Annotated in this window: 13 protein-coding genes and 1 pseudogene; 6 read left to right on the top strand and 8 right to left on the bottom strand. The window is 42.3% G+C overall.

Annotated elements, in window-relative coordinates; all coding sequences use genetic code 11:
* Positions 1-125: 125 nt before the first annotated feature.
* Both H6H03_RS16295 and H6H03_RS16290 read right to left on the bottom strand, forming a co-directional pair.
* Complete coding sequence (locus tag H6H03_RS16295) at positions 126-977, bottom strand: alpha/beta fold hydrolase (RefSeq protein ID WP_190956123.1); 852 nt, start codon at positions 975-977, stop codon at positions 126-128.
* 119 nt (positions 978-1096) lie between these two features.
* Positions 1097-2218: an NAD(P)/FAD-dependent oxidoreductase gene (locus H6H03_RS16290; protein ID WP_190956122.1), complete on the bottom strand. Its 1122-nt coding sequence runs from the start codon at positions 2216-2218 to the stop codon at positions 1097-1099.
* On the opposite strand from H6H03_RS16290, the gene H6H03_RS41320 reads away from it, so the two are divergent.
* A complete protein-coding gene (locus tag H6H03_RS41320) occupies positions 2210-2332 on the top strand; it encodes a hypothetical protein (RefSeq protein ID WP_277926154.1) in 123 nt (40 codons plus the stop codon). The genes H6H03_RS16290 and H6H03_RS41320 overlap by 9 nt on opposite strands.
* Positions 2333-2339: 7 nt before the next feature.
* Here the strand turns inward: H6H03_RS41320 and psbQ are convergent, their stop codons facing one another.
* The 5 genes from psbQ to H6H03_RS16265 form a co-directional block, all read right to left on the bottom strand.
* On the bottom strand, positions 2340-2795 hold the full coding sequence (psbQ, locus tag H6H03_RS16285) for a photosystem II protein PsbQ (protein ID WP_190956121.1): 456 nt from the start codon (positions 2793-2795) through the stop codon (positions 2340-2342).
* Between the two features lie 196 nt (positions 2796-2991).
* On the bottom strand, positions 2992-4074 hold the full coding sequence (gene psbA / locus H6H03_RS16280) for a photosystem II q(b) protein (RefSeq protein WP_096535943.1): 1083 nt from the start codon (positions 4072-4074) through the stop codon (positions 2992-2994).
* Positions 4075-4663: 589 nt separating this feature from the next.
* Positions 4664-5362, bottom strand: a complete 699-nt coding sequence (locus H6H03_RS16275; RefSeq protein WP_190956120.1) for a DUF2834 domain-containing protein — start codon at positions 5360-5362, stop codon at positions 4664-4666.
* Positions 5363-5374: 12 nt separating this feature from the next.
* Positions 5375-6514, bottom strand: a complete 1140-nt coding sequence (gene hrcA / locus H6H03_RS16270; protein ID WP_190956119.1) for a heat-inducible transcriptional repressor HrcA — start codon at positions 6512-6514, stop codon at positions 5375-5377.
* Positions 6515-6960: 446 nt separating this feature from the next.
* Positions 6961-7320 carry a rhodanese-like domain-containing protein gene (locus H6H03_RS16265; RefSeq protein ID WP_190956118.1) on the bottom strand — a complete coding sequence of 120 codons (360 nt, stop codon included), beginning with the start codon at positions 7318-7320 and terminating at the stop codon, positions 6961-6963.
* Positions 7321-7611: 291 nt separating this feature from the next.
* On the opposite strand from H6H03_RS16265, the gene H6H03_RS16260 reads away from it, so the two are divergent.
* The 4 genes and pseudogenes from H6H03_RS16260 to H6H03_RS40355 all read left to right on the top strand — a co-directional run.
* Positions 7612-9300 (top strand): DUF3352 domain-containing protein, encoded by a 1689-nt coding sequence (locus H6H03_RS16260; RefSeq protein ID WP_190956117.1) that lies wholly within the window; start codon positions 7612-7614, stop codon positions 9298-9300.
* A 243-nt stretch (positions 9301-9543) separates the two neighbouring features.
* Positions 9544-10035, top strand: coding sequence for a hypothetical protein (locus H6H03_RS16255; protein WP_190956116.1), 492 nt, complete (start codon positions 9544-9546; stop codon positions 10033-10035).
* A gap of 174 nt (positions 10036-10209) precedes the next feature.
* Positions 10210-10977, top strand: coding sequence for a serine O-acetyltransferase (cysE, locus tag H6H03_RS16250; protein ID WP_190956115.1), 768 nt, complete (start codon positions 10210-10212; stop codon positions 10975-10977).
* 136 nt (positions 10978-11113) lie between these two features.
* Positions 11114-11209, top strand: a pseudogene (locus H6H03_RS40355) (L,D-transpeptidase family protein); the annotation flags it as partial.
* Between the two features lie 11 nt (positions 11210-11220).
* Here H6H03_RS40355 and H6H03_RS16245 read toward each other — a convergent pair.
* Entirely contained in the window at positions 11221-11805 is a 585-nt protein-coding gene (locus H6H03_RS16245) for an Npun_F5749 family FMN-dependent PPOX-type flavoprotein (RefSeq protein ID WP_190956114.1), read from the bottom strand.
* A gap of 195 nt (positions 11806-12000) precedes the next feature.
* Here H6H03_RS16245 and H6H03_RS16240 point away from each other — a divergent pair, with 195 nt between their 5' ends.
* Positions 12001-12327 (top strand): hypothetical protein, encoded by a 327-nt coding sequence (locus tag H6H03_RS16240; RefSeq protein ID WP_190956113.1) that lies wholly within the window; start codon positions 12001-12003, stop codon positions 12325-12327.
* Position 12328 lies beyond the last annotated feature (1 nt).

Here is a 12328-nt window from a genome sequence, read left to right as displayed (position 1 = left end):
CTATTGAGTGAAGTACAATTAGTGGTCATATGGAATTTTCCACTAATTGATTTTGAATTCTGGCTTCTGAGTTCTGAATTTTGACATTCATTTTTATATTATCGATTTTTGCCTGAGGTATATTCTCAATGAGCCTCTTTACGACGCAGAAAGGGTAAAAGGTCTTCTAAAATAGTCTCATGGTAATGTTCTTGAGGATAATGTCCGACGTTATTAAGTTTTATTAATTCTGCATTGGATACGGAATTGGCAAAATTTTCTGCAATCTCTACAGATAACCAAGGGTCAATAGTACCCCATTGGATGAGAATTGGCTGTTGCCATTCTTTAAACCCAGATTCGATTTCTGTCATTGCTAAATCAAGTTGTAAATTGCGGATACTTGCTAACAAACTTCGGCCAGAAGCAGAAGTTGTTAAAAATGGTTTTCGATAGACATCTAAATCGCGATCTTCAATGCGATAACGGCTACCACCTTCTAGTGTCCGGTCAACTAACAGTGGGTCTTGGGTCATGACTTCACCAGCCAAAGGTAAACCCATTTGTTTAATTTTCCAAGGTAATTTTGCAGTCCTTGAAATTGGTGTATTTAAGATAGCTAAATTAGCAATTTGTTCTGGGTGGCGCAAAGCATATTGTAATCCTACAGAACCTAAAAAGCCTTGTACAACTAAAGAAAAATGTTCGAGTTCTAGTGCTTTGATAAATCCTTCTAAAGCTGTAATAAAAGCATTAGGAGTGTAAGCAAAATCTCGTTTTTCTGGTTTTGCAGAAAAGCCATAACCAATCCAATCTGGGGCGATCGCTCTCGTACCTTGATTCGCTAAAGCAGGTATAATATGACGCCAACTGTAACTTTGTGAAACTAAGCCGTGTAGCAACAATACTGGTGTTAAGTCAGTTCTGCCAATTGGTAAAGATTCACGATAAAACCATTCGAGTGAATTTACAGTTATCTTATGTTCTGTTATTGACACGCTATTTTTCTTATAGATTGGGCATAGGGCATGGGGCATTGGGCATTGAGACTGTTGACTGAGGAGTTAGGAGTGATGAGGTGGTCAGGTAAATTCTCTCCCCATCTCCCCCATCTCCCTCATGCCCCATTCCCCGCTTCCTGAGGAATAATCATCTCACGAATTGCATATGCTGTGGCAGGAGCTAATAAAACGCCGTTGCGATAGTGTCCTGTAGCTAACAGGACGTTACTAAATCCTGGCAACTTACCAATGACTGGGGCTGGGCGTCCTTCAGGACGAGGGCGTAACCCAGACCAAGTGCGGAGAATACTTGCTGTAGCTAGTTCTGGGCAAAATGCGATCGCTTGTTCTCTTACAGATTCCAGCAGTTGTTGATTCGGTGGTATCTCATCGCCATTGGTGGGAAATTCCACTGTTGCGCCCAGCCAATAATCTCCACGCCCCACAGGAACAATATGAACATCATTACCTGTAATCGCTGGTTGGAAGTCGGGATTACCTAACGGGTGTCCTACACGTACTTGTAACGCCTGTCCTAACACTGGGCGGATATCAATCTGCTGGTTTAATTTTGCCGTGAGTGGTGTTGAACCTAATCCTGCTGCAACTACAAACCAATCAGCCGCTATTTTTCCTTCTGTAGTTTCAAGGCAATCGCAACATTTGAGCGAAGATTCAGATGTTGAGGTTTGACTATCCAAAACAGCGACGCCAAATTTGAAAGTTACACCATTATGCCCAGCAGCCTCAACTAAAGCTAATGTCAGTGCAGTTGGATCGAGTTGACGGTCTTGGGGAGAATAAATCGCGCCAGTAATTTTTTCGCAATCCACCTGAGGACAGATATTCTTGAGTTGAGCAGTATCCCAAATCTCTAATTGCCAGCCTTGAGAGTGGCGAGTTTCTGCTAACTTTTCCCACACTGAAATTTCCTCGGTGGGATCGGACAACAGCATGAGAATTCCTTGGCTGTTAAAAGGGATTTTACGATTTGTTAAAGCCTCTAATTCTGGAATCAAAGTTTCATAGCGTTGGATGCTTGTTTGTCGCATTTGCCAAGCTTTACCCTTGATTTTTTGACTAATTGCGCCCATCAAAACACCAAGTGCAGCACCCGTAGAAGCTTGTGCTGGTGGTTGTCGGTCGAAAACTGTGATTTTCAGCCCTTTTACTTGACTGAGTTCATAAGCGATCGCAGCCCCAACTACACCACAACCGATGATGACTATATGACTCATTGCTTGTTTGAGATGAAATGGGGAGATGAAGGATGGGGTGGTGGGGTGGTAGGGTGGTGGGGTAAAATTCTCTCCCTATCTCCCCATCTTCCCATCCCCTTATACCCACCTTAACTTGCTTCTATTGAGTGCTTTCCTCAGGAAGCAGCTGGAGAAATTTGTCAATATCTGCAAAAGCAGCTTCGGAGTTACTCAATGCAAGTTGAGCGTTACTAGAGGAGGCGGCTTGATTAACTTTAACCAAGTGGTTAAATAAATCTCGCGTTATTTGACGTGCTGTGTTTTGGTCTTTGGGTAGAAGGTGGGGAGTGACATAAGTCAAGTTCAACCTTGCTTCTGTTATCGGGCCGTGTATAAAGTTGCTCACATTGATCCAATCTTGTTTTTGGATCAAGGATTTCAACTCTTGTGAGCGATCGCGTACAGCTTGAATTTCAGGAACGTATTCCTTAATTTCCCCAATTTGGGTTGCAGTGTACGTTGGAGGTGCAACTGCGACACCAGGCCCGCCACAACTTATGAGAAATGTGGCCAATAATACTAAAATCAATGAAAAAATAGAGCTTTGACGCTTCATACACGGAACTTATTTGCTTCTTGTTTGCCGATTCACAGTGTAATTTTAGATCGCTAGCGCACTTTATCTTCACTCTAGAAATCTAAAATCCAAAATGGTGTTGGAGTTTTTGCAAAAGAAACTTTTTAAATTAACAAAATCAACAAAAACGCCCTCTGTTTCCAGAGAGCGTTTTTGATTTAACTAGACTTGATGATTAACCGTTGATAGCAGGAGCGGTTAAAGCAACAGGAGCAACATCAGAAGCAGCCAAGTCTAAGGGGAAGTTGTGAGCGTTACGCTCGTGCATTACTTCCATACCCAAGTTAGCGCGGTTGATGATGTCAGCCCAGGTATTGATTACACGACCTTGAGAGTCAATGATGGACTGGTTGAAGTTGAAACCGTTGAGGTTGAACGCCATTGTGCTTACACCCAAGGCGGTGAACCAGATGCCGATTACAGGCCATGCAGCTAAGAAGAAGTGCAAGGAACGGCTGTTGTTGAAAGATGCGTATTGGAAAATCAAGCGACCGAAGTAACCGTGAGCAGCAACGATGTTGTAGGTTTCTTCTTCTTGACCGAACTTGTAACCGTAGTTTTGAGATTCGCTTTCGGTTGTTTCACGAACCAAGGAAGAAGTTACTAGAGAACCGTGCATTGCACTGAACAAGCTACCACCGAATACACCAGCTACACCTAACATGTGGAAGGGGTGCATCAAGATGTTGTGTTCTGCTTGGAACACGATCATGAAGTTGAAGGTTCCAGAAATACCCAAGGGCATACCATCAGAGAAGGAACCTTGTCCGATGGGGTAGATCAAGAATACTGCGGTTGCTGCTGCTACTGGTGCAGAGAAGGCTAGGCAGATCCAAGGACGCATTCCCAAGCGGTAGGATAGTTCCCACTCACGACCTAAGTAGCAGAATACGCCAATCAGGAAGTGGAAAATTACCAATTGGTAAGGACCACCGTTGTACAGCCACTCATCAAGAGATGCTGCTTCCCAAATTGGGTAGAAGTGTAAACCAATGGCGTTGGAGGAAGGTACTACTGCACCTGAGATGATGTTGTTTCCGTAGAGTAAGGAACCTGCTACTGGCTCACGGATACCATCGATGTCTACTGGAGGTGCTGCGATGAAGGCGATTACGAAGCAGGCGGTGGCGGCTAGCAAGGTGGGGATCATTAATACGCCGAACCAGCCGATGTAGAGGCGGTTGTTGGTGCTGGTGATCCAGTTTGCAAACCGCTCCCATACGTTGGCGCTTTCGCGACGTTGAATGGTTGCTGTCATGGTTTTATAAGTGCGGTTGTTTTTACCGAATGAATCAGGTAGATTTGACTACCTTGTTACATATCTTAAATCTAATATTGAGTTTTGTAAAGTATTTTGAGAAAAAATTTTTTCTTAGAATTCACGCACCTCCACCGTACTGAAAAATTGCAAGCTTCGCGCAAGTACTATGTGTAACAGCCAACAGGCTTTAAGTTCTGTTGGTATAAGGGTTTGACGATTAGCTTACGTCCTAACCTAAATGCTAAATTTATAATAATAGCCGCTTAATAAATAGCTAGATGATGATTACACTCTGACGCACGGATACAGAAGACACAGAAACTGACGTGTTACCAGATTTGAAACAATTGGCATAAACGGCAGCCGAAAAGGCACAAGCTATGGTTACACAGGACAATGGCATTTGTCGTCAAGCTTGTTTTGTAGGTATCTTGAACCCTGAATTGCCAGAAGTACTTGATAATTCAAATCTGAGGATTGTTGCTAAAATTTGGTTGTTATTGAGAATTTATCAGTAATAAGGCTTAGGAAGAATAAGATTATACACTCTCATTAATATTAAGCAATATTTAGATAATAGAAACCCTTAAATTGTGTTATCGGTTGTTTCATTCGGCGTTAGTTGCTTAGTGGGTATGGTCTGTGCGCCAACTTCTGGTAGAGAGGGACGCATACTTAGGTAAATCAATGGGCCGAATAAGGGTACTAACGCTGTTACCCAAAGTATTTGGCGATTTTCCCAACCACGACGCGCCATATCATCCGTTACTAATGTGGGAAATAATAGGCAAAGTAGACAGAAATCTAGGCTCATTACGTGGATGAAGCGGTTAGTTTGCCACTGTTGGATAAAATTTGTCCAGTCTGCTCCTGTAAAACCATAGCCAACTAGAATAACGGCAGCTACGGTGAGAACAAAAGCAGTTACACGAGAATCTAGCAGCTTGAGGAAAGTATTCTTTTTACCAACAAACTTCTGATTTGGTTCCCTAAGAGCTAAATAGGGCAATATGGCAAAAGCACCAACCGCAAAAGAAGCGATCGCAAATAGCCAAGCAGGTATTTTTTGCCCTCTACCATCAATAAACAATACTGCGCTGTAAATGATGGGCCAAACGCCCATGAGGTTGAATAGGGCTATTATTAATGGATTAATACCTTGCCATTGAGCAAGAGAAAGGTTTTTAATCAGCTCGAATGTGCCGGGTTGTTGAGGAGGAGAGAGAAAAAATCCATAAACAATCAATCCCAACCAGAGTAGCCCAAAGGCAAGTTTTCTGACCATAATCTGTGTAATTTAACTGAAAGCTTCTGAAAGGTAATCAGCAGCAGCAGCTACAACAGCGATCGCACTTTCATAATCTAGTCGCGTCGGCCCCAAAACTCCTACACTTCCTACTGGTACTGAGCCTCGGCGATAGGTGGAAGAAATCAAGCTACAAGTGCGTATCGGTTCTAGGGGATTTTCTGCACCAATGCGAACCGTTACCTTTGATTTACCTAAATCTTCTGGCTCTGGTTCCTCAAATATTAATCGCCATAGCTGGTCTTGTTCTTCTTCCAGCAGGTGGATAATTGTTTGCACTTGCTGTAACTGCGAAAATTCTGGCTGACGCAAAACTTCTGCAACTCCTCTTACCATAATTTGTGTTGCAGTCGGCGCAAGAGTGCGGCGAGTTAATTCCGCAACTGAAGTTTTGAGAAATTCGCCGTAACGTTGGAATTCTCGATCTAATTGACTCCAGTCGAGAGAGGCTAATTCCAACAGACTCCGCCCTCGTAAGTGACTATTCAAAAAGTTAGAAACAATTTGCAATTCACGATCTATTACTTCTGGTTCGGGTTGCGTTTCCTCTGATGCTGGCGACAAATCCATCAACTTGGAATGCGTTTCATAACCATCAGTCACTACAATCAGCATGATTTTTCCGGCTTCAATTTGCACTAATTGTAGATGTCGCACTAGCGCTGTAGTGGTTTGAGGCATGGTAATCAAGCTAATGCAGCCACTCAAGGTTGCTAAAATTTGTGCAGCTCCTTGGAGTAAAGTTTCTAAACTCCAATCTTCCCAATGTAGGCGTTTTTGCAGTGCCAACTCTACTTCTTTTGCTAAACTTTCCGTACCACTTCGTGGAAGCAAGCTAGCAAGAGCGTCTGTCTGCGACACGCTGCGCGAACGTAGAGAAGGTTGAATTAGCTGGTCAACATAAATGCGATATCCTGAGTCTGAAGGTACTCGTCCGGCAGAAGTGTGAGGTTGGTAAAGAAACCCAGACTTTTCTAAAACACCCATGATATTGCGAATTGTTGCTGAGCTAACACCCAAATCGTACTCCTCGACCAAAGTCTTTGAACCAACAGGCTCTGCCGTGGCAATGTAGTGACGTACCGTCGCCCAAAGTATATGCTGTTGTCGATTTGTCAACTGGACTTCCATAGGGTATGCTTTGCTGAGTGCAAATTTTAATCAAACTTGGAAAAAATTTGAGGATTCGATCCTAAAAAAAGATTATTAATAATTAATTAATTTAATAGATTATACAATCATATTGTGATAAACAATTTTGAAATCTGCGTACAATACGGTTGAAATCCTGCAAACATAGTTTTATTTTTTGCTATAAAGAGCGACTATCTTAATCTACAAGTTCATAGCTTTATAACCGTATTTTTGCACAACTATATATTGTGAACAGTATTATCAAATACGTATTTTTATGGCGAACCTGATATAATAGGACTTAAAAACTCGACAAATATCTACTCAATATAAAGTCCTAAGCTTCCCCAGAAAACCCCCAAATTAATTGACAACTGATTTTACAATAGCAAAAGCCAGATGGAAGAGTAAGTCCCATCTGAAGTAATCCATAAGTTCAAAAGTTAATACTGGGGAATTGAAGAGTCTACTAATTTAGAGTAGGCATCAATACCGCCGGAAATATTTTGCACATTGGTGAATCCTTGAGCAATTAACCACTGACACATCTGGGCAGAACGGATACCGTGGTGACACAGCACAAGGGTTTCAGCTTGGGGATTGAAGAGAGTGGGTACTTGATCTCCCCATTCAGGAAATTCACTTAGAGGTAAATTAACAAAGCCCTCAATTTTAGCGATCGCCAATTCTTGGGGTTCCCGTACATCTACTAGCTGTATGCTCGGATCGCCTGAAGCCAGACGTTGTGCCAGTTCCTCTACACTAATGTGAACAATGGGCTGACTAAAAGAGTTCTCTGTCATGAGATTGTTGTGGACAATTGTAATTTACTTATGTTGACAGAAAATCTCTGCCTTGGCATGAGCATTGATTCTCAAGAGGACACGGGGAAGGAAGACGCTCTGACGCGGCGATCAAAGAATGCACGAATATTGCAATATGAGGTATGGGCAGATAGAGAAATTTGCATTCTTAGCGTTTTTGCTGATTTATGTTCCTGGGCGTCCCGTTTAACCCCTCTTTGCGTCGTCTTCATCAATGGGCTAGGGTTTCTGCTTAAATGGCTGTGAACTATCTTTTTTAATAGGCTTAATGTGAATAGACAACGCCCATTTATCGGTTTTATTGTAGCTGGTGCGATCGCAGTCTTAGCGATCGCTGGCTTCTACTGGTTTTTTCCTAAAAATCCGGCTAGCCTCATTGCCCCTACTTCCCAGCCTGGTGCAACAATATTCGTATCGAAACTTTCCCCTGTGATAGTTTCATTACTGACAAATCCTGAGAGTTTGCAAGCGTTTGAGCGTGAAGGGGAACTATCTAAACTCAAAAATAGTTTCTTGGCGAAGAGTGACATCGATTATCAACAAGATATTAAACCCTGGCTAGGTAACGAAATTACACTGGCTGTCACTACCCTAGATATCGATCGCGACCCAGAAAATGGACAGCAGCCAGGGTATCTTTTGGCACTTGCAACCAAGGAACCGGAAAAAACCCGCGAGTTTGTCGAGTTGTTATTTTCCAAACGAGCCTTAGCTGGGGCAAACTTAAATGTTGAAGAATACAAAGGCATAAAGCTAATTTCTGACACTCAGCAAGCGATCGCAGAAAATAAAATCCAAAATCCACAATCCAAAATCCAAAATAATTTAGCTGGTGCCGTAGTTGGTCAAGGTTTTGTGTTGTTTGCTAACGATCCCAAAGTGCTGCGAGAGGCTATCAATAACGTCCAAGCTCCCGATTTGAATTTGACTAGCTCCTCTGAATACCAAAAAGCTACTAAAGAATTAGCTAAAGGTAGCATAGCTGTAGCTTTCTTAAATCTTCCCATCGTGGCAAAATGGCAAGGGTTAGAATTAGCAGAACAAACATATAACAGCGAAATCATTTCTCTATTATTTAAGCCCAAAGGATTGCTAGCAGAAACCGCCTTTGTGACTTTATCAGAAATTGTTTCCCCATCGCCGCCACTAACTAAACCTGTAGGAGCATTGCAATATATTCCATCATCAGCAGGTTTAGCAGTTTCCGGCTCAAATTTGAGTAATTTGGGTAATAGCAATGTGGCCAAACTTTGGAAACAAGCAACAGCAACTATATATGGTTCTCAAGAAGATGTGGTTTCTCGGTTGCTAAAACCTTTGGACGATGCTCAAAAACGCTGGGGAATAAATTTGCCAAAGGATATTTTCAGTTGGGTACAGGGAGAATATGCCATAGCATTGTTACCTCAAGAGCAAACAACCCCTCATTGGATTCTTGTAGCGGAGAAATCGGAAGATGTAGAACAAGGCGTAGGGCGTTTAGATGTCATCGCTTCATCTAATGGACTCACCATCAGTCCTGTGACTATAGACAACCAAAAAATTTATGCTTGGACAGAGTTAACTACAGCTAGTAAAAAAACCAATGACAAAAACCGAGCATCATTCACCATTGAGGCAAAAGTCCGGGGAGCGCATACAACTGTAGGCAATTATGAAATTTTTACCTCCGATCTTGAGACAATGGATGAGATTTTCACAACCAAAGAAAATTCATTAATTAAAAATCCTAACTTTCAAGATAGTATTGCTGCGATTCCTCAACCTAACGAAGGCTATATCTATCTTGATTGGACAAAAAGTCAGGATTTTTTAGAGCGTGAAATTCCAATTCTCAAATTAGTGGAAGTTTTAGGAAAACCGTTTTTTAATCATCTACGATCGCTCACAGTTAGTAGTTACGGAACTAACACAGGAGCGCTCAAAGGCAGTGTGTTTTTTCAACTAAATAATTCCTGAAATCTTCACACAAACTCAAAGTGCAGAAGGTTAAAAATTCTTTTATTTTCTGCACTTTCTTTCATTTTAAAAAGTGTAAGTACTGTTTAGAACAAGATACAAACTAGCAATTACCCGCGTGCGTTTAAAGACATCAATTGTGGCACATTTGAATGTGGCACATCTAACAGAAAATTTACTGTAATTTATTAACTACAATATGTATATATAACTACTATTTTCCAAGCCTGTTGGAGGGCTACTATGAAATACCGTTGCCCCCGACCTCAGTATTGTGGCGGCTGGCTGTTAGCTATAGTTACTGCCTTAGCAGCTACCCCAGTAATAGCAGAAACAGCAAACTTTGGTACTTTTGCGCTGTCAACAAACTTCAATCCAGCACAAGGAAAAGTGCAGGGATTTACAGGTGGTTCTTACTCATTGTCTGCTATTAGTAACCGCGATCGCGAACAGAAAGCCTGTATCGGTTTTGCCGATCCGAATCCAGATCACATTATGAATTTGGAAAATGACTTTTCCCAGTTGACAGTACAGATTGAGAGCAACAACAACGATACGACTTTACTTATCCAAGGGCCAGATAAAGCCACAATCCGCTGTGGTGATGACACTGGCAAAAGTAAAGATGCTAGCATTAGCGATCGCAATTGGAAAAAAGGCATTTATAGAATTTGGGTAGGCACATTCAATCCTGGGATGAAGCGTGATTATACTCTAACAGTGGAGCAGCAGTGATGGGGACTGAGGACTGGTGACTAGGGATTGGGGAATGGGGAGCAAAGATTTCTTCCCCATACTCCTACACCTCACATCTTTCCGATGCCCTATGCCCCATGCCCTATTTTTGTGCAACACCGGAGACGATAATATGGGATAGTAGCTTGTTGTGCTTTCCGAGGGTACTATCTCGTGCTATCTACTCTGAGTGCTGACTTTCGTATCATATTTGAACGTGACCCGGCTGCCCGTAACTGGTTAGAAGTTTTATTTTGTTACCCTGGTTTGCAAGCCCTATTATTGCATAGGCTGGCTCACTGGCTTCATCATGTTGGTCTTCCCTTTATCCCACGCCTGATTTCTCACTTGGCTCGGTTTTTGACTGGAATTGAAATTCACCCAGGTGCAACAATTGGGTATGGTGTATTCATCGACCACGGCATGGGTGTAGTAATTGGTGAAACTGCGATCGTGGGAGACTATGCGCTAATTTATCAAGGTGTCACCCTTGGGGGAACTGGTAAACAATGTGGTAAGCGGCATCCTACATTGGGTGAAAATGTTGTAGTCGGCGCGGGAGCAAAAGTTCTGGGAAATATCCAAATTGGCAATAATGTCCGCATTGGCGCGGGTTCAGTTGTCCTCAGGGATGTCCCATCTGACTGCACTGTGGTAGGAGTACCTGGTCGTATTGTGTATCGTTCTGGAGTTAGAGTTGCCCCATTAGAACACAATAACCTGCCAGACTCCGAAGCTGAAGTAATTCGCGCTTTAGTAAATCGAATTGAGTTGCTCGAAGAACAAATACAAAATCTTCAGGGTATTCATTCTTCAAATACAAAAACTCCTGTATTGGCAGGTTCTGTAGCTTGTCAGGAAGCCGAACTATTAGAAAAAGCTCCTGTGTGTAGCCTAAGAGATAAAGCAATACAGCAGTTTCTAGATGGTGCGGGTATTTAAAAAAATAATCAGCACTGTGTATCTCTGTGTAGCTGGAAAAAATTTATTCCAATGAAAAAAGAGCCACCTAGCAAAATTCATTTTCTTCGTCAGAAGATAGTAGTTGTTTTTCTAGTGCTGGTAAGTGGCTCTTTAATCTTGGACTTTGGGTTGTCCTTCTTTAAAAAACAAAGATGTCGATGAAATTTATCAATGGGTGCACAAAGGTACAGTTGTTGAAATTCTTCCTTAATTTAGAACTGTTTAAGGATTAACTTCTTCACAAAACCATTGTTGATTTTCATCGCGGTGATAAATTATTCTATTCTGTGGTTCGCCCCGCAATTCTAAATGGTCTACTTGCACTGGGTCGAGTAGGAGTAGACAAAAATTAGGTACTGGTTCCACAATACCGGGTGCTGGTGGCTCAAAAGCTTGTGCTTCTTTGACTCTAGGTTTACCGGGATGAGGCCAAGCAAACTGTAAACGCGCTGCATCACTCAGTTCTTGCCAAGTAGAAATGCGTGCTTGCTGTAAATCTTCGTGGGAATCATTATTACCTACCAAAGTCAAACACCCAGATAGACGGAATTGTTCTCGTGTGTTGGGAAAGTACCAGCAAGCTTCCGCCCAAGGTTGTTGCTGTATTTGGTCAGCCTTGGCGCTACGGCTGTCGGTGATAAATTTTAGCTGGTTCGTTTCTTCTAAGAAGCCGCGAAAGACTAAAGTCCGATTAGCGGGGCGATCGCTTGCTTGTATCGTTGCTAATTGTAGGTAACGCGCGTAAACAAGACTGCGGTTGCGATGGAGGGCGTGAGCGATCGCACTTCGCCAAGGAGCAAGAGACATATTAATTCGTAATTCGTAATTCGTAATTCGTAATTTTTGAAAGTCAGATTTAATCTGGGTTTCCAGGTTTGGGTCTGTTGTCTTATTTTAGACAATTGGTACAACACTAAGTAAATAATTTAGAAATGCTTTTTTCTTTGCGCCTTTGCGCCTTTGCGTGAGATAAAAATACTGTATAAATTCACAGGTGATTTAATGGCAGAAATTCAAGTCGGAATTGAAGGTGAAAGCGCACCAGCAGCAGCCGAGGCTTTGCTAGAAATTCCCGGAATATCGGGAAGCTACGAAGTTCCGACCCAAAGAGAGGGAACTCTCGCCGCCATTGCTACTATTATTGGCATTGTCGGCGGTGTTGCGGCTTTAGCTGAACAAATCCGCAAATGGTATCAAGAATGGCAGAAATCCCATCCAGGTAAGCAATTTGATGTGGTAATTCTTGACCCTGATACTGGAAACAGGATTTTACTCGAAGAAGCTACCATAGAGGAAATCACTGAAATCCTCAAATCTCTCAGCAAATAAA

This window comes from Nostoc paludosum FACHB-159 (assembly GCF_014698835.1).
GTDB classification, from domain to species: Bacteria; Cyanobacteriota; Cyanobacteriia; order Cyanobacteriales; family Nostocaceae; genus Nostoc; species Nostoc paludosum.
Note: the sequence above shows the minus strand (reverse complement) of the source record. Positions and strands in the feature narration are given on the sequence as shown.

Coding starts and splice junctions, on each gene's coding strand:
- H6H03_RS41320 (WP_277926154.1), top strand. CDS start 2,210: ATGACTCATTGCTTGTTTGAGATGAAATGGGGAGATGAAGGATGGGGT.
- H6H03_RS16290 (WP_190956122.1), bottom strand. CDS start 2,218: ATGAGTCATATAGTCATCATCGGTTGTGGTGTAGTTGGGGCTGCGATC.
- psbQ (WP_190956121.1), bottom strand. CDS start 2,795: ATGAAGCGTCAAAGCTCTATTTTTTCATTGATTTTAGTATTATTGGCC.
- psbA (WP_096535943.1), bottom strand. CDS start 4,074: ATGACAGCAACCATTCAACGTCGCGAAAGCGCCAACGTATGGGAGCGG.
- H6H03_RS16275 (WP_190956120.1), bottom strand. CDS start 5,362: ATGGTCAGAAAACTTGCCTTTGGGCTACTCTGGTTGGGATTGATTGTT.
- hrcA (WP_190956119.1), bottom strand. CDS start 6,514: ATGGAAGTCCAGTTGACAAATCGACAACAGCATATACTTTGGGCGACG.
- H6H03_RS16265 (WP_190956118.1), bottom strand. CDS start 7,320: ATGACAGAGAACTCTTTTAGTCAGCCCATTGTTCACATTAGTGTAGAG.
- H6H03_RS16255 (WP_190956116.1), top strand. CDS start 9,544: ATGAAATACCGTTGCCCCCGACCTCAGTATTGTGGCGGCTGGCTGTTA.
- H6H03_RS16245 (WP_190956114.1), bottom strand. CDS start 11,805: ATGTCTCTTGCTCCTTGGCGAAGTGCGATCGCTCACGCCCTCCATCGC.
- H6H03_RS16240 (WP_190956113.1), top strand. CDS start 12,001: ATGGCAGAAATTCAAGTCGGAATTGAAGGTGAAAGCGCACCAGCAGCA.